The 17,241-nt window shown below is 37.5% G+C and carries 18 protein-coding genes; 16 read left to right on the forward strand and 2 right to left on the reverse strand.

Annotated features, from left to right (window positions below; all coding sequences use genetic code 11):
- Positions 1-15 precede the first annotated feature (15 nt).
- The 10 genes from def to spoVM are packed head-to-tail and all read left to right on the forward strand — an operon-like array spanning position 16 to position 9,037.
- Positions 16-510: a peptide deformylase gene (def, locus tag L6W14_RS04530; RefSeq protein ID WP_004227388.1), complete on the forward strand. Its 495-nt coding sequence runs from the start codon at positions 16-18 to the stop codon at positions 508-510.
- A 1-nt stretch (position 511) separates the two neighbouring features.
- Entirely contained in the window at positions 512-1,453 is a 942-nt protein-coding gene (fmt, locus tag L6W14_RS04535; RefSeq protein WP_131521595.1) for a methionyl-tRNA formyltransferase, read from the forward strand.
- The gene (gene rsmB / locus L6W14_RS04540) at positions 1,450-2,811 is read left to right on the forward strand and encodes a 16S rRNA (cytosine(967)-C(5))-methyltransferase RsmB (protein WP_131521594.1); all 1,362 of its coding nucleotides are present in this window, start codon (positions 1,450-1,452) and stop codon (positions 2,809-2,811) included. Before fmt ends, rsmB begins: the two co-directional genes overlap by 4 nt.
- Positions 2,811-3,953: a dual-specificity RNA methyltransferase RlmN gene (gene rlmN / locus L6W14_RS04545; protein WP_048395368.1), complete on the forward strand. Its 1,143-nt coding sequence runs from the start codon at positions 2,811-2,813 to the stop codon at positions 3,951-3,953. The genes rsmB and rlmN overlap by 1 nt, the downstream gene beginning before the upstream one ends.
- A 6-nt stretch (positions 3,954-3,959) precedes the next feature.
- Positions 3,960-4,709: a Stp1/IreP family PP2C-type Ser/Thr phosphatase gene (locus L6W14_RS04550; protein WP_131521593.1), complete on the forward strand. Its 750-nt coding sequence runs from the start codon at positions 3,960-3,962 to the stop codon at positions 4,707-4,709.
- 2 nt (positions 4,710-4,711) lie between these two features.
- The gene (pknB, locus tag L6W14_RS04555; protein WP_237899602.1) at positions 4,712-6,700 is read left to right on the forward strand and encodes a Stk1 family PASTA domain-containing Ser/Thr kinase; all 1,989 of its coding nucleotides are present in this window, start codon (positions 4,712-4,714) and stop codon (positions 6,698-6,700) included.
- 11 nt (positions 6,701-6,711) lie between these two features.
- A complete protein-coding gene (gene rsgA / locus L6W14_RS04560) occupies positions 6,712-7,596 on the forward strand; it encodes a ribosome small subunit-dependent GTPase A (RefSeq protein WP_131521591.1) in 885 nt (294 codons plus the stop codon).
- Positions 7,597-7,598: 2 nt separating this feature from the next.
- Positions 7,599-8,267 (forward strand): ribulose-phosphate 3-epimerase, encoded by a 669-nt coding sequence (gene rpe / locus L6W14_RS04565; RefSeq protein WP_131521707.1) that lies wholly within the window; start codon positions 7,599-7,601, stop codon positions 8,265-8,267.
- Positions 8,264-8,917, forward strand: a complete 654-nt coding sequence (locus L6W14_RS04570) for a thiamine diphosphokinase (RefSeq protein WP_131521590.1) — start codon at positions 8,264-8,266, stop codon at positions 8,915-8,917. The genes rpe and L6W14_RS04570 overlap by 4 nt, the downstream gene beginning before the upstream one ends.
- An 18-nt stretch (positions 8,918-8,935) precedes the next feature.
- Positions 8,936-9,037, forward strand: coding sequence for a stage V sporulation protein SpoVM (gene spoVM / locus L6W14_RS04575; protein WP_099805045.1), 102 nt, complete (start codon positions 8,936-8,938; stop codon positions 9,035-9,037).
- A gap of 92 nt (positions 9,038-9,129) precedes the next feature.
- Here spoVM and rpmB read toward each other — a convergent pair whose 3' ends face one another.
- Both rpmB and L6W14_RS04585 read right to left on the reverse strand, forming a co-directional pair.
- The gene (rpmB, locus tag L6W14_RS04580; protein ID WP_004227417.1) at positions 9,130-9,318 is read right to left on the reverse strand and encodes a 50S ribosomal protein L28; all 189 of its coding nucleotides are present in this window, start codon (positions 9,316-9,318) and stop codon (positions 9,130-9,132) included.
- Between the two features lie 186 nt (positions 9,319-9,504).
- Complete coding sequence (locus L6W14_RS04585) at positions 9,505-10,248, reverse strand: IclR family transcriptional regulator (RefSeq protein WP_131521589.1); 744 nt, start codon at positions 10,246-10,248, stop codon at positions 9,505-9,507.
- Between the two features lie 309 nt (positions 10,249-10,557).
- On the opposite strand from L6W14_RS04585, the gene L6W14_RS04590 reads away from it, so the two are divergent.
- The 6 genes from L6W14_RS04590 (at position 10,558) to L6W14_RS04615 (ending at position 17,231) form a co-directional block, all read left to right on the forward strand.
- The gene (locus L6W14_RS04590) at positions 10,558-11,430 is read left to right on the forward strand and encodes a dimethylarginine dimethylaminohydrolase family protein (RefSeq protein WP_131521588.1); all 873 of its coding nucleotides are present in this window, start codon (positions 10,558-10,560) and stop codon (positions 11,428-11,430) included.
- A gap of 14 nt (positions 11,431-11,444) precedes the next feature.
- Positions 11,445-12,206, forward strand: a complete 762-nt coding sequence (locus tag L6W14_RS04595; protein ID WP_237899616.1) for a dimethylarginine dimethylaminohydrolase family protein — start codon at positions 11,445-11,447, stop codon at positions 12,204-12,206.
- A 110-nt stretch (positions 12,207-12,316) separates the two neighbouring features.
- Complete coding sequence (locus tag L6W14_RS04600; RefSeq protein ID WP_131521586.1) at positions 12,317-13,744, forward strand: amino acid permease; 1,428 nt, start codon at positions 12,317-12,319, stop codon at positions 13,742-13,744.
- Between the two features lie 37 nt (positions 13,745-13,781).
- On the forward strand, positions 13,782-15,386 hold the full coding sequence (locus tag L6W14_RS04605) for a M20/M25/M40 family metallo-hydrolase (RefSeq protein ID WP_237899624.1): 1,605 nt from the start codon (positions 13,782-13,784) through the stop codon (positions 15,384-15,386).
- A 168-nt stretch (positions 15,387-15,554) separates the two neighbouring features.
- Entirely contained in the window at positions 15,555-16,763 is a 1,209-nt protein-coding gene (locus tag L6W14_RS04610) for a GGDEF domain-containing protein (protein ID WP_237899632.1), read from the forward strand.
- A 108-nt stretch (positions 16,764-16,871) separates the two neighbouring features.
- On the forward strand, positions 16,872-17,231 hold the full coding sequence (locus tag L6W14_RS04615) for an Asp23/Gls24 family envelope stress response protein (RefSeq protein ID WP_004269431.1): 360 nt from the start codon (positions 16,872-16,874) through the stop codon (positions 17,229-17,231).
- Positions 17,232-17,241 lie beyond the last annotated feature (10 nt).

The following is a 17,241-nucleotide window of genomic DNA, read 5'->3' on the forward strand; positions in this document are numbered from 1 at the left end:
AATGAGGAAATAATAATGGCTATAAAAAAAGTAATTGAAAACCCTGCAAAAGTACTATCAACACCGTGTGCTGAAGTGACAGAAATTAATGATGAAATTATTACATTACTGGATGATTTATATGACACTATGGTGGAATATGATGGCGTTGGAATTGCGGCACCACAAATAGACGTAGGGTTACGGGTAGCAATTGTTGAACTAGGTGAAGAACGTGATATTTTAGAAATGATTAATCCAACTGTCGTTGAAACGGACGGAGCAGAAGTAGATATTGAAGGATGCTTGAGCTTTCCAGGGTTATATGGAGAAGTGGAACGTCCTAGTTATGTCAAAATTGAAGCGTGTGATCGTGAAGGACGTGTTTATGAATTAGAGGCAGGTGGCTTTGATGCCCGTGCGATTTTACATGAAATTGATCATTTAGATGGTGTGCTTTTCGATTCAAAAATCAAGCGTATTGTCACAGCAGAAGAATTAGAAGAAATGTACGCTGAAGAGGAGGAATAAAATGACATCTATCGTTTTTATGGGGACACCTGACTTCTCCGCACCTATTTTGCGTATGCTACATGATGAAGGATATGCTATTAAAGCAGTTGTAACACAACCAGATCGTCCAGTTGGGCGTAAGCGAGTATTAACACCGCCGCCAGTAAAGGCAACAGCTTTGGAACTTGGCTTGCCAATTATTCAACCTGAAAAATTGCGTGGCTCCGAGGAGTTACAGCAGATTCTTGCTTTACAGCCTGATCTAGTAATAACAGCAGCATTTGGACAGATACTACCAAAAGAATTATTAGATGCACCAGCTCTAGGCTGCATTAATGTCCATGCCTCACTATTACCAAAATATCGTGGAGGGGCTCCAATTCACCAAGCCGTCATGGATGGTGAAAAAGAAACAGGAGTAACAATCATGTATATGGCAGAAAAGCTTGATGCGGGAGATATTATCTCTCAAAAAGCAATCCCTATTGAAGAGGATGATCATACTGGTGGACTTTTTGATAAGCTAAGTATGGTTGGCTGTGAATTACTTAAGGAAACACTTCCTTCAATTATAAATGGTACAAATAACCGTATAGTTCAAGATGAAGCACAAGTTACCTTTGCGCGTAATATTTCAAGAGAACAAGAACGGATTGATTGGACCAACGATGCTATTACTTTATACAATCAAGTGCGTGGTCTTCATCCGTGGCCTGTTGCTTATACCACTTTTGAGGATGGTAATTTTAAAATTTGGTGGGCAACGATTGGCAAAAGTAAGCATGAAGCTAATCCAGGTACAGTGGTGGCCATTGCTAAAGATCATTTTGAGGTAGCAGCTAGCAACGGGACAACTTTAGCATTATATGATGTGCAACCAGCTGGAAAAAAGCGTATGACCGCAGAGGAATATTTACGTGGGACAGGTTCTAAATTACAGATTGGGGACCAATTTAAATGAGTAAAAAAAGTGTAGTGATTTGGGATGGCAATGTACGAGATGCCGCATTGTCAATTCTATTAGCAGTTGATAAAAATCAGGCTTATAGCAACTTATTGCTAAATGAAACAATTAAACGACATAAAATTGAAGCAAAAGATCGTGCTTTATTGACTGAAATAACGTATGGAACTTTACAGCATAAAATGACACTTGATTATTACTTAGAGCCATTTATTCGTGGTTCAATTGATCATTGGGTTCGCTGGTTATTAAGAATCTCGTTGTATCAAATCCATTATTTAACACGTATTCCTCCACACGCTGCAGTAAACGAAGCAGTAGAAATTGCCAAGCGTCGAGGGCATCGTGGGATCGCTTCTATGGTCAATGGCATATTAAGATCCGTGTTACGCGGTGGAGTCTCTTCAACAGATGACATAGCAGATCCAATTGAGCGTCTTTCTATAGAAACAAGTCATCCAATGTGGTTAGTTCAAAGATTTGTTGATAACTACGGTCTTGAAGTAGCGACTGAAATGTTGCATGAAAATAATAGACCGCCTGTGCAGACTGTGCGTGTTAATACAACAAAAGCAACTGTTCAGCAAGCAATTGCCGAGTTAGAGGCAGAAGGATTAACGGCTAATCAAAGCGATGTTATACCAGAGTGCTTATACATTACAAACGGTCAACCAGCTCGTACAAAAGCCTTCAAAGAAGGTATAATTACTATTCAGGATGAAAGTTCAATGATACCTGCTAATGTGCTAAAACCAGCTCCAGGTATGCGTGTCTTGGATATGTGCGCGGCACCTGGTGGAAAAACAACACATATTGCCGAAATAATGAAAAATGAAGGGTCTATTTTAGCAACAGACCTTCATCCACATAAATTAGATTTAATCGACCATAATACTGAACGTCTAGGGCTTGATATTGTTGAAACAGCCCCAATAGATGGACGGAAAGCACCAGAATTTTTACAAGCAGCGTCTTTTGATGCTATCTTAGTCGATGCACCATGTAGTGGACTAGGAGTTATGCGACGTAAGCCAGATATTAAGTATACAAAGCGAGAAGAAGATTTAGAAAGTCTTCAAAAAATCCAATTAGCTTTACTTGATGCTGCAACGAAAGTTTTGAAAACAGATGGTAAGCTTGTATATAGTACGTGTACAGTAGACATACAAGAAAACGAAGGCACTGTGAAAGCCTTTTTAACAGCACATCCAGAAATGGAAGCTATACAACTAGAATCTTTACCAACAAAATTAGCGGAAAAGCAAGCTAATGGCATGCTTCAAGTCTTTCCACAAGACTTTGGCAGTGACGGTTTCTTTGTCGCCGCCTTTCGTAAAAAAGGAGAATCCAACTAATGGTGGATCAAGAGAAATTTAATGAACGTATTAACGATTTAGTCGAAGAAGCAGAAGAAAAGCCCGTTCGACGTGTAAAAAAAGAAAAGCCAAATTTAAAAGAATCCATTTATTCATTACAACCTCATCAATTAGAAGAATGGCTAAAGGAAAATGGCGAAAAGCCTTTCCGTGCTGCTCAAATTTTTGACTGGCTGTATAATAAACGTGTAAAGACATTTGAAGAAATGTCAAACCTTTCAAAGGGATTACGCGAAAAACTAACTGCAAATTTTGCATTATCCACACTATCAACCATTATTAAACAAGAATCTAAAGATGGTACCATTAAATTTTTATTCCAATTACAAGATGGCTATTCAATAGAAACTGTGTTAATGCGCCATGAATATGGAAATTCTGTCTGTGTAACAACACAAGTAGGTTGCCGAATTGGCTGTACGTTTTGTGCATCCACTTTAGGTGGTTTGAAGCGACATTTATTAGCAGGGGAAATTGTGGAGCAAGTTGTCAAAGTCCAACAAACATTAGATGAATTGGGCGAGCGAGTATCTCATATTGTCATTATGGGTATTGGTGAACCTTTCGATAACTATGATGCAATGATGAACTTCTTAAAAGTGATCAATCATGAAAAAGGTTTAAATATCGGAGCACGTCATATCACGGTTTCAACATCGGGTATTGTACCTAAAATTTACCAGTTCGCAGATGAACAATTACAAATTAACTTTGCTGTTTCTCTGCATGCGCCAAACCAAGAAGCACGTCAAAAGCTAATGCCAATTGCCCGTGCTTATAAATTGGAAGAATTAATGGAAGCAGTGCGATACTATACAAAAAAAACAGGTCGACGAGTGAGTTTCGAGTATGGACTGATGTCGGGTGAAAATGATTCAGTAGAAATAGCAGAGGAACTATCTGCTTTAATTAAAGGAATTAAATGTCATGTCAACTTAATTCCTGTAAACTATGTACCAGAACGTGATTATGTTCGTACATCTCGTAGTCAAATTTTTGCTTTTGAAAAAACATTAAAGAAAAATGGTATTAACGTAACGATCCGCCGAGAGCAAGGTTCAGATATCGCTGCTGCGTGTGGTCAATTACGTGCACAAGAGAGATCTGAAGAAACGAGGTGACCAGTATTGGAATACACAGTCGAAAGTGATATTGGTTTAAAACGATCCATTAATGAGGACCGTGCTGCATTCTTTAAACGTCCAGATGGGCTTGCACTAGCACTTGTAGCGGATGGCATGGGTGGTCATAATGCTGGTGATGTAGCAAGTGATATGGCAATTCAACAAATGGAATCCTTTTTTTTACAGGCAGACACACATCATTTTGTATCCACAACATCAAAAAAAGAATGGTTATTACAAACAGTTAAGCAATTGAATAAAACAATATATGACTATTCTTTATCACATGAAGACTGTAAAGGAATGGGCACGACATTTATTGCAGTGTTAATCGAAGAACAACATTGCTTCATTGCACATGTGGGGGACAGTCGTGTGTATTATTTCTTTGAAGATGGTGCACAACAAATAACAAGAGATCATTCATATGTGAACGTCTTGGTCGAAAATGGTGAGATAAGCGAAGAAGAGGCTTTGACACATCCAAAGAAAAATTTCATCTTAAAAGCGGTTGGGACAGAGGACACAATCGAACCAGACTTTTATGAAGTAGATTTAGCATCAGAATCGTATTTACTCATTTGTTCAGATGGATTAAGCAATAAACTAACTGTTTATGAAATGGCATCGATCATTACGTATCCAGACTCCATTAAGGAAAAGGGACGTAAACTTGTAGAATTAGCAAATGCCAGCGGGGGAGAAGACAATATCTCCCTCGTGCTATTAACAAAAAGGGATGAGGAGGTGTAAGAATGCTTGTAGGTAAAAGAATTAGTGACCGCTATAAAATTATAGAACTCATTGGTGGCGGAGGTATGTCCAATGTTTATTTAGCACACGATATGATCTTAAATCGTGATGTAGCCATTAAAATATTACGCTATGATTTTTCCAATGAGGATGAATTACATCGACGTTTTCAACGTGAGGCACTGTCTGCTACAAGTCTTACACATCCGAATATTGTTAGTGTTTATGATGTAGGTGACGATGGAGATCTACACTATATTGTGATGGAATATGTTCAAGGAAAAACATTAAAGCAGTACATACAAGAATTTGCACCAATTTCTCCTGCAAGAAGTGTGCATATTATGAAGCAATTAACGTCTGCCATTGCTAATGCCCATGAAAACCATATTATCCACCGTGATATTAAACCGCAAAATATTTTAATGGATGCGGAAGGTAATGTGAAAATTACGGATTTTGGTATTGCCATGACGTTAAGTGCTACATCATTTACTCAAACAAATTCTGTGCTTGGCACAGTGCATTATTTATCACCGGAGCAAGCTCGCGGCGGTACAGCTACAAACAAATCAGATATTTACGCACTCGGTATTGTATTATATGAATTATTAACAGGTGAACTTCCATTTTCTGGTGAATCAGCTGTTTCAATAGCACTTAAGCATTTACAAGCCGAAACGCCTTCTGTCCGTGCTTTTGATGCAACGATTCCCCAAAGCTTGGAGAATGTAGTATTAAAGGCTACTGCCAAAGATTCATCCCATCGTTATACGACAGTGGAAGAAATGTATGAAGATTTGGAAACTGTACTATCACCATCTAGAATCAACGATCCCAAATTTGTCATACCTGTAGATAATGATGTAACGAAGGCTATTCCCATCATTAAAGAGCAGATGCATAAAAAAGACGAAGATTTAACTAAAACAAGAGTTATTGAACCAATTATGGAAGCTAAAGCTCCTTCTCAACCACAACCTAAAAAGCCTGTAGAAAAGCCAGTTCCTGTTAAGGCAAAGAAGAAAAATTGGCCCAAATATGTTGCTGGACTATTCATTGCTGTGATTGTCATTTTCTTATTCTTTATTTTTGCAAAAGATTTATTTAGCCCGAAAAAAGTGGCTATACCAGATGTAGCAAATTTAACAATAGAGGAAGCGACAAAAAAATTAGAAGCAGATGGATTTGTTGTTGGTGAAGAGCATCAGGAGCGAAATCATGAGGAAATTGAAAAGGGGAAGGTTATTGAAACGGACCCATCAAAAAATTCATTACGTGAAAAAGGCTCAGAGGTAGATTTAATCGTTAGTTTAGGTGTAGAGATGACGACTGTAGATAATTATGTAGGACAAAATTATAGTCAAGTTGAAGCTTTAATAAAAGGAAAGTATAAAGACGTGGTAAAAGAGGATGTCCCTTCTAATGAGCCAGAAGGAAGTATCATTGAGCAAAGCATCCCTCCAAATTCTGAGGTAGTAGCGAAAGAAGAAACAATCACGTTTAAAGTTAGCCAAGGAGTTAGAATGGTAAGGGTTGAAAACGTTGTAAATTATACGAAAGCGGATATGGATGACTATGTGAAAAGAGTAGGCCTCAATTGGCGTATATCTCGTGAAGAACATCATGAAACCATCCCAGCTGGGAGTGTAATTTCGCAATTGACAAAAGCGGGTACTATGGTAGAGGAAGGTTCTATGATATCGGTTGTAATAAGTAAAGGGCCAGCGAAACAGCCTGATAAACTACGTCTAATACCTGTAGTCATTGAGTATAAACCTACAGAAGAGGGAATAGCTCAAAATATTCGAATTGAAATTCAAGATAAAAATCATACATTGTCTGAACCTGTTGAAGTATTTGAAATTTTAGGTGATACGCCATACAACATTCAGCTTACAATTGAAGATGGCAAAGATGCGAGTTATAGAATAATTCGGGATTCAGAAATAATTTTAGAAGGCAAAGTTCATTATAATGATGTCGATTAAGGAGGAATTGGATGGCGCAAGGCCAAATAAGAAAAGCATTAAGTGGTTATTATTATGTATTTGATGGACATCAACTGATTCAATGTCGAGGACGTGGGGTATTTCGTAATCGTGGCGAATCCCCACTCGTAGGCGATATTGTAGAGTATACAATGGAAACTGAAGGCTCTGATGGGACAATACAAAAGATTTTTGAGCGTCAAAATGAATTAGTACGTCCGCCAATTGCGAATATTGATCAAGGTATTTTGGTGTTTTCCGTAAAGGAACCGAATTTCAATACCATTTTACTGGATCGTTTTTTAGTTGTGTTAGAATCCTTCCATGTACATCCTATTATTTGTTTAACAAAAATGGATTTGCTAGAAAATGATGAACGTGATGAATTACAAAATTATATAGCAGATTATGAAGGCATGGGCTATACAGTTTTGCAAACATATAAAGATGAAGAAGAATTAGTAAAACGATTACGTCCTATTTTAAAGGGAAAAACCACCGTTTTAGCGGGCCAATCGGGCGTTGGCAAATCAACTTTGCTTAATACGCTCATTCCAGAGTTGAACTTAAAAACGGGTATTATCTCCCAAAGCTTAGGACGGGGTAAACATACTACTCGTCATGTTGAACTGATAGAAGTCTGTGATGGTTTATTGGCAGATACTCCTGGATTTAGTTCCTTTGATTTTGACGAAATTGAGAAAGAAGAATTAGGTGTATGTTTTCCTGAAATGGCTAGAGTAGCGGATGATTGTAAATTTAGGGGTTGCTTACACTTGAAAGAGCCAAAATGTGCAGTAAAGGCAGCAGTAGAAGCAGGGGAAATTCGTGACTACCGCTACAAGCATTATGAACAATTTATGCAAGAAATTATGGATCGAAAGCCGAGGTATTAATGATGATACAAATAGCACCATCAATTTTAGCAGCAAATTTTGCAAAGTTAGGTGAAGAAGTAAAGGAAGTAGAGCAAGCAGGTGCACAACTTATTCATATTGATGTAATGGATGGTCACTTTGTACCGAATATCTCATTTGGTTCCATTGTATTGGATGCTATCCGTCCATTAACGAAGTTACCATTAGACGTGCATTTAATGATAGAAAATCCAGACCAGTATATTGAACTGTTCGCAAAAGCTGGAGCAGATTATATTACGGTACATGTAGAAGCATGCCGTCATTTACATCGAACAATTCAATTAATCCGTTCTTTTGGAGTAAAAGCGGGTGTCGTATTAAATCCACATACACCGATAGACTCAATTCAACACATTTTAGAAGATATTGATATGGTATTATTAATGACTGTTAATCCTGGATTCGGTGGACAAAAATTTATCCATTCTGTTATACCTAAAATTGAAGCATTATCAACATTGATTAAGGAGCGTGGCTTAGATATTGCCATTGAAATTGATGGTGGTATTACTGCTGAAACAATTGTGCCATGTGCACAGGCTGGAGCGACAATTTTTGTAGCTGGGTCAGCTATCTATAGTAAAGAAGATCGAACAGCTGCTCTTCAAGAGATTTTACTAGCTGGAGAGGCAGCGATTAAAGGATGACGACAGTCGTTGTTTGTGCAGGTGGTCCAAAAAATGAGCTATGTTCATTTTCATCGTTTCAGCAACAACAGGATGTTGTGTTTATCGGGGCTGATCGTGGTGCTTTATATTTAATTGAGCAGGGAATTACACCTCATGCCATTGTTGGTGATTTTGACTCTTTAACGGATGAAGAATATCGACAAGTGATGGCACAAACCAATGATCAACAACGTTTTCAAGAAGAGAAAAATGAAACAGATACGGATTTAGCTTTGCTTAAAGCCTATACGTTTGCACCACAAGAAATTGTTCTGACAGGTGTGACGGGTGGGCGTTTAGATCATTACGAGGCAGCTGTTCGTTCTATTTATCGGTTACAAAAAGAGCATCCTCAAATTGAGCTAAAGATAATCAATCATACTAATATGTTGCAATTTTTACTACCAGGTACACATACAATTTATGCGGATGATCGATACCGATACTTGTCTTTTTTTGCTCACGAGGAGCCTATTCAAGATGTAACTTTACGACAAGTAAAATATGAAACAACGAATGAGGAAATTTCCTTAGGAACATCTCGATTTACAAGTAATGAAATAATAGGAACTTCAGGGTCTATATCTTTCTCGCATGGCATATGTTTAATGATAAGAAGCATAGATTAGCGTAAGGGGGAGAGAGTCCTGAAAGTATATACGTTCCAATTGCCGAAATTCGTGAGTAGTATCACGCGTACGTGTATTAACCTATTTAAAAAAGATAAGAAAGTAAAAAAATCCGACTAACACTAGTCGGATTTTTTTACTTTCTTCTAGAATACTAATCAAGAAAAAAATCGATTGCGCTCAATGCGAAATCGATTTTTTAGAAGCAGCGATTAAACGCGCTCGATTTTACCTGATTTTAATGCACGAGCAGAAACCCATACACGTTTTGGTTTACCGTCAACTAAGATACGAACTTTTTGAAGGTTAGCACCCCAAGTACGTTTGTTAGCGTTCATAGCGTGGGAACGGTTGTTACCAGTACGAGCTTTACGTCCAGTGATTACACATTGTTTTGGCATGTTGTATTCCCTCCTTACTGTTGATGCTGAAAGATTATTATTTCAGTTCGGTATTTCACATACCATAATAATTTAACATACGATGGCGTTCAGTGCAACAGTTTTCACATAACCTTTCAAGAAAAAAACCTTTACAGACATAAAACGTTTATGAAAAGTAGAGAAGTTTAATGGGGAATAGTTCTCCTAACCTTTTCCTCGATAACCAAGTTTCAGTGATACACGTCTACCAGTATCAACTAATCGCTCAATTAATGTATTAATATGATCTTGAGAGACATTAAAGTTTACAAAACTAATACTGACTGCTCCTATCACTTCACCAAAACCATCTAAAACAGAGACAGCAATAGAGGAAGTACCTGCAGTTCGTTCTCCGTGACTTATTGCATAGCCTTGTTGTCGAATTTGATGAAGCTGTTCCTCTAATTCGGCCATTTCATCTTTAGTTACTAGTTGCTCTAGTATTTCTTTGGATTGAATCACGGACATTGAGGCAAGTATGGCTTTATTGGCCGCTCCGATATGCATAGGTATGCGAATACCCAACTGATCATAAATACGAATCGGATTTGCTGCACTGTCTATTCGTTCTATAATAATCGTATCTAATCCAGCTGGTTTACTTAAATAAACGCTTTCTTCAACCTCTCTGGCTAATCGTTCTAACTCAGGTCTGATTTTGCTAATATAATCCATCGTATCATACACCTGTAAGCCAAGTTCCATCCATATGGTTCCAAGCCGATAATATTTAGTCTGTTCATCTTGCTCAATCATCCCTTGTTTAATCATGGCTTTTAAAATTCTATGTAAAGTACTTAGCGGTAAATCGCATTTTGTAGAAAGCTCTGAAATGGACAAGCTACTGTCATTTGCATCAGCAGCTAAAACCTTGGCAATTGTCATCGCTCGCTCTAATAATTGCATTTGTCCCACCTCCCTTCATCCTATTTTATTTTTATTCTCCATCTACGTCTAGTTTCAATATTCCCAGAAAAATCAGAAGTCTAAACAAAGGCTTTATTTTAATACACGAAAGCGACAAAAGAATCCTTTTAGGCTTATTTAATAAATGTTTTACGGCTCTTTTTCCAAGGGTGAATGCAAGCTAGATTAAAAGAAAAATTAAAAGTTTTCTAAATATATTGACAGTATAGCATAAAACGAATATATTCTTCATATAAACTTTCCTCTTAACGGAAACGTTTTCCACTACACGGAAAAGAGGTGAAAGGAATGCATTATTGTTCATCAATGTATGCGCCTTTGAAACACGTTATTGTAAAAGATCCAAAAGATGCTTTCCAAAGCCAAACACATCTTAGTAAGGAATGGAAAACATTTAACTACTTATCTGAGCCTAATTATGAAGAAGCTCTAAGCGAATACGTTGAATTTATTGGGATTCTTGAAAGGTATGTTGAGACTATTGAATATCTGCCTAAAGCAGATGAAGTAGGATTAGATTCTCTTTATGCACATGATCCAGTTAAATTCACACCAAATGGTGCCATTATACTGAAATCAGGCAAAAAATTAAGACAACCAGAAGCAGCAGTATACAAGGACTTTTTACGGCAAAAAGGTATACCAATAATTGGTGAACTTACTGGAGAGGCAGTTTCAGACGGTGGAGATATTGTTTGGCTAGATAATCGAACGCTCGTTGTGGGTAGAGGTTATCGAACAAACGATGAAGCCATTCGTCAGTTAAAGGAAATGACAGCCGATATGGTAGATGAATTTATAGTTGTACAACTACCACATGATCTTGGTGAAGCTGAATGTTTACATTTAATGTCTTTCATAAGTATGGTAGACCGAGATTTAGCTGTTGTGCATTCGCGTTTAATGCCAGTATTTTTCAGACAACTGCTAATTGAGCGGGGCATCCAGCTAGTAGAAGTACCTAAAGATGAATACGATTCGTTAGGCTGTAATGTGTTAGCGCTTGCACCGAGGGTATGTGTGATTCCTCAAGGCAACAAAGAAACAAAGCAACAGCTACTTGATGCTGGAGCCACTGTGTACGAATATAAAGGCGATGAAATTACTGTTAAAGGAACAGGTGGGCCGACTTGCCTAACTTGCCCAGTAGTAAGAGGATAAAGGAGAAGATGAATATGTTTAAAAATGTTATTGTTAAAAATCCAGGAAATAGTTTTGTAAACGGTTTAACAACTAGTGATTTAGGAAAGCCCATTTTAGAAAAATTATTTGAACAACATGAACACTATGTAGAGGCTTTAAAAAAATGCGGTGTAGAAGTTACACATTTACCAGCAAACGAAGCATTTCCAGATTCAACATTTGTAGAGGATACAGCTGTATTAACGCCTGAATTTGCTATTATATCGAATCCTGGAGCAGCAGCTCGTAACCGCGAAATTGAAGAAATCGAACCAGCTGTAAAGCAATTCTATGAAAAAATTTACTATATTAAAGGTTCAGGAACACTTGATGGCGGAGATGTACTACAAGCAGAGAAAAAGTTTTACGTAGGGATCTCAGATCGCACAAATGAAGAAGGCGCTCAGCAATTTAAAGAGATTGTTGAACAAGAAGGCTATGAAGCAACTATTATTCCATTAAAAGAATTCTTCCACTTAAAAACTGGAATTGCCTATGTTGGGGAAAATCGTATGGTGTTAGCTGGTGAATTTGTCGATCATCCTGCATTTGAATCTTACGAAAAAATCGTGATTCCTAAAGAGGATGAATATTCAGCTAACTGTATTCAAGTAAATGATTATATTATTATCCCAGCTGGCTATCCAGAAACAAATCGTAAATTACTGGACCTTGGCTATCAAATAATTGAACTTGATATGTCTGAATTTAGAAAACATGATGGTGGTTTAAGCTGTTTATCATTACGTTTTTAAGTAAATCTAACAATACCCAATCAATTTAAAAGAGAAAATTGATTGGGTACTTTCATTCTAGAAAAATCAGAATATTTAATATTTTTACATTATATGGGAAGTAGGGATGGATGTTGAATAAAGGGGATCAGCTTCACAATAATCAATTAAAACGTTCGATGAAAAGTCGTCACTTGTTAATGCTTTCACTTGGGGGGGTAATTGGAACAGGTTTATTTTTAAATGTAGGCTATACCATTAACCAGGCAGGACCCGGAGGTGCACTGATTGGTTACTTATTTGGTGGCTTAATTTTGTTTATGGTCATGAATTGCCTTGGGGAATTGGCTGTTTACATGCCTGTTACAGGCTCTTTCCAAACATATGCAACACGTTTCATTAGTCCTTCAGCTGGTTTTTCATTAGGTTGGATGTATTTTGTCGGGTCTGCTGCCACAGCGGGCGTTGAATTTACGGCTGCAGGTATTTTAATGCAGCATTGGTTTCCGAGTGTACCAATTTGGATATGGTGTGCTGTGTTTATGGTTCTTTTATTTGTCTTAAATGCTTTAACAACGAAGGGCTTTGCTGAAGCAGAGTTCTGGTTTGCTAGTATAAAAGTTGTTGCAGTGATTGCATTTATCATTATTGGTGGAGCGGCAATCTTTGGTTTAATTCCATTAGCAGATCGACCTACCCCACATCTCACAAATTTAGCACCTTCTGGTTTATTCCCAGCAGGTATTACGATTATTTTTGTCACAATGATGAATGTAATTTTTTCTTATCAGGGATCAGAGCTGGTGGGGATTGCAGCAGGGGAGACCGAGAACCCTGAAAAAAATATTCCAAGAGCGATTCGTACGATTCTATTTAGAATCATCGTTTTCTATATTGCTTCCATTATTGTATTATCAGCAATATTCCCAGCATCAGAGCTTGGGCTGATGGAAAGTCCATTTGTCACGTTAATGAATTTAGCTGGTGTACCATATGCCGCTGGTATCATGAACTTTGTTATTTTGACAGCTATTTTATCAGTCGGTAATTCATGTTTATATGCATCAACACGTTTATTATTTTCCATGTCACAAGAGGGGATGGCGCCCAAGTTATTTGGTCGATTAACGAAAAATAAAGTACCTTTAAATGCGCTTATTTTTACGATGGTATTCTCACTCTTATCTTTATTAACTAGTGTTATGGAAGCGGATGCTGTATTTGTATTACTAATGTCGGTAGCAGGTATATCTGTCACAATTTCATGGATGGGGATATGTGCTTCTCAGTTAATGTTCCGTTATCGCTATGTGAAGTCGGGAGGAAATGTGGCTGATCTAAAATTTAAAACACCACTATTCCCGTTGATTCCAGTATTTTGTATAATCTTTTGTGTTTTAATTTTAGTATTTTTAGCGTTTGATCCAACGCAAAGGATTGGTTTACTATACGGGATTGGCTTCTTTATTGCCTGTATGATCTTTTATCAATTGAAATTAAAAAAAGCGGCGACTGCTGCTACAGATAGCAAAAATGAAGAAACACTAGAAGTTCGTTAATCGTACCTCTAACGAAGGGGAGTTAAAGGAGAATTTTATGAATACTTTTATGTGGGATATACCCGAAAAACTACGTGCCCTATTATGTGAGCTTGTGAGCTGGGAAAGCCGAACATTAACGGAGGGCGAAAATAAATTTGCCTTTCGCTTAAAAGATAAATTGTTAACGCTTCCATATTTTGAAAAGCACCCAGACTTGATTGAATTACATGATGCTGGACTTGGCAGGAATGCAGTGACAGCCTTCTATAAGCATCCAACGGCAACTGAAACTGTTGTGTTAATTAGTCACTTTGATACCGTGCATACGGAGGAATATGGTGAACTAGAGCCGTTAGCCTTTTCTCCAGAAGAACTAACGAAAAAGCTAATGGAACCTAAATACCTAAAAGATTTACCAGAGGCAGCTCGCATTGATTTGGCGTCTGGAAATTATTTATTTGGACGCGGCACAATGGATATGAAAATGGGTCTTGCCTTACACATGCAGTTGATCGAAAAGGCAAGCTTTGAGCAATGGCCGATTAATTTGATTTTAACAACGGTCCCTGATGAGGAAGTCAACTCTGCTGGTATGAGAGCGGCTGTTGTGGAGCTGGTGAGACTGCGGGAACAGCATGGCTTAACCTATAAATTATTTTTAAATAGTGAGCCATCGTTTTCACAAGGGCCATCGGATACGAATGAATATATTTATTCAGGTACAATTGGTAAAATCATGCCTGCTGCTTTGTTCTATGGAAAAGAGACACATGTCGGCGAGCCATTAAAAGGGATGACGGCTCCCTTTATCGCTTCCTATATGACACAGCATATGGAGTGGAATCCCCTTTTCCGTGAAACAGATTTAGGAGAAAGCACACCACTACCCGTCTCTCTACAATTAAAAGATTTAAAAATGGAGTATTCTACACAAACACCATACCGTGCGGCGGCACTTTACAATGTCTTCTTGTTAAAACGGACAGCGGCAGAGGTAATGGCTATTTTTGAGGAAGTTGCGTTACAGGCAATGGCTGCATGCAATACGCACTATCAGGACATTTGTACACGCGAAAATGTTCAGGGTGTGGGCAAGGTAAAGGTCTTACGCTACGAGGCATTATTGGAGCATGCGATCCATAAGCTAGGGGCTGAGGAAGTACAAGCGATTAAGCAGCAGGTTCAGCAGCATCGTGCATGGGATGATCGTGAAAAATCCATTCGCATTGTGGATCAGCTCATGATTCGCTGTCAGGAATTAGCACCTGCCACAGTTCTGTTATATGCACCACCTTACTATCCAGCCATTAATTCATCCAACCATCCATTAGTGAAACAGTCGATTGAATTAATGAAGCAAACAGCTCAAACATTTGATATTGAGGTGGAGCAGATCCACTACTTTAACGGAATTTGTGATTTAAGCTATGTCAACTATTCAGATGCATCCAATGAGTGGCTAGCATTTGAGCGGAACACACCTGTATGGGGCGATACGTACCATATTCCATTCAAAGAGATGGCAGCATTACAAGGTCCTGTCTTAAATGTCGGTCCATTTGGTAAGGATGCCCATCAAAAAACAGAGCGATTGCATGTGGATAGTGCGTTTAAAGAGATGCCTGTTATGATTGACACGCTTATTAAAAGCCTATTTTAGCCATATAAATTTTTTTAGATTTAATTGAATACAATGTAAAAAGTTGATGCTATAAAGGTATCAACTTTTTTATTTATCAGAAAAATTTAGATTGACTTGTATTTTTTGTTATGATGACGATACATATAGGACATTATAATTATTTGAAAGCGGGCATGAGGAGAGAGCATGATGGAAAATCAAGAAAAATTAGCTTTTTCTATTCGCGAAGAAATGGTTCAGTCGAATTTAAAAGGGATGAGAATAGTTGCTTGGACACTCATGTATGTATCAGCCATTATTTCGTTAATACATTACGGAGAGGTATTTTTTGTGAAGGCGGAAAGAGCCATGGTTCCCGTCTATATTGCCATTCATAACGCCATGTTTTATATAGATGTTGCAGTATTATTGTTTATCCGACAAAAGCGAATTCATATTACTCCTGTTACTATACAGAAGTATGAACGGTTGGTTGTTGTTTATATCTACACAATAATGCTATTGATTACTGCGATATCGATATTGGATGTTTACTTCTTCCGTCATGCAGCACTGTATGAGGTTATTTTAATCATTATTTGTACAGTATTCGCATTACCTTTACGAAAAATTATCTGGATTATTTTGCTTTCTGCATCAGCCATTATTGTGAGTGCATATATGAGTGCTGGAATATCGAGTGAAAATATAAAAATTATATTACCCATGTCCTTATTAATACCTATTGGTGTAATGATTCAATATCAAACCTATAAGGTTCGTAAACAAATCCATACCCAGCATATTTTATTGAATGAGGAAATGACCAAAACGAAGCGACTATCAGAATTGTTGGCTATTAAAAATAATGAATTAGCAGAGCAAGCATTAAAAGATTCTTTAACGAATCTACCTAATCGACGTGCATTTAACCAAAAATTGAATAAGATAGGACAGCAACTTTATCAAACACAACCTTTAACAGTCATAATGATTGATATTGATTGCTTTAAAAAATTTAATGATTATTATGGTCATTTGCAGGGAGATGCAGCAATTGTCAAAGTCGCATCTCTATTGGAGGAAATTGCAGGGAAGTATAATGCATTTGTTGCCCGTTGGGGTGGCGAGGAATTTGTTATGATAAGCCAGCATACTCATAAGGTTGCTGAACCTGTATGTGAAGAAATCTTAGAAGAAATTCGACAACTTAATATACCGCATTTACAATCTACTATTGCCCAACAAGTTACTGTTAGTATTGGAATGTGTCAAGCTAAAATCGCAAAATATGAGCATTTACAAACATGTTGTGAATTAGCTGACCAAGCGCTATATTTGGCAAAGCAAAACGGACGAAATAACTATTTCTGCAAAATGGCAATTTTTGATGAAGAAGCAAATGCGTCTATTTGAAGTCAGAAAACGTTGCTACGAAGCCCTTCAATACCCCCTTAGGTTGCTTAAATTATAACGAAAGTGTTACAATATAGTTTAGTCAAAAAGAGCCAAGGGGGCATTTCTATGTCAATTGAATTAAACAATGAATTCGGCCAAATTGATATTTCAACAGATGTACTTGCACAAATTGCTGGTGGAGCTGCTGTAGAATGCTACGGTATTGTTGGCATGGCATCTAAACATCAAATTCGTGATGGTCTAACTGATATTTTACGTAAAGAAAACTTCGCAAAAGGTGTTGTAATTCGACAACAGGACGACGATTTACATATAGATATGTACATTATTGTTAGTTACGGGACAAAAATTTCGGAAGTGGCTTATCAAGTACAATCGAAAGTGAAATATACAGTAGATAAAACATTAGGTATGAGCGTAAAATCTGTCAATATCTTTGTACAGGGCGTTCGTGTAGCGAATTAAGAGGAGGAAC

Origin of the sequence: Lysinibacillus sp. ACHW1.5 (genome assembly GCF_022014815.1) — a bacterium.
Lineage (GTDB): Bacteria > Bacillota > Bacilli > Bacillales_A > Planococcaceae > Lysinibacillus > Lysinibacillus capsici.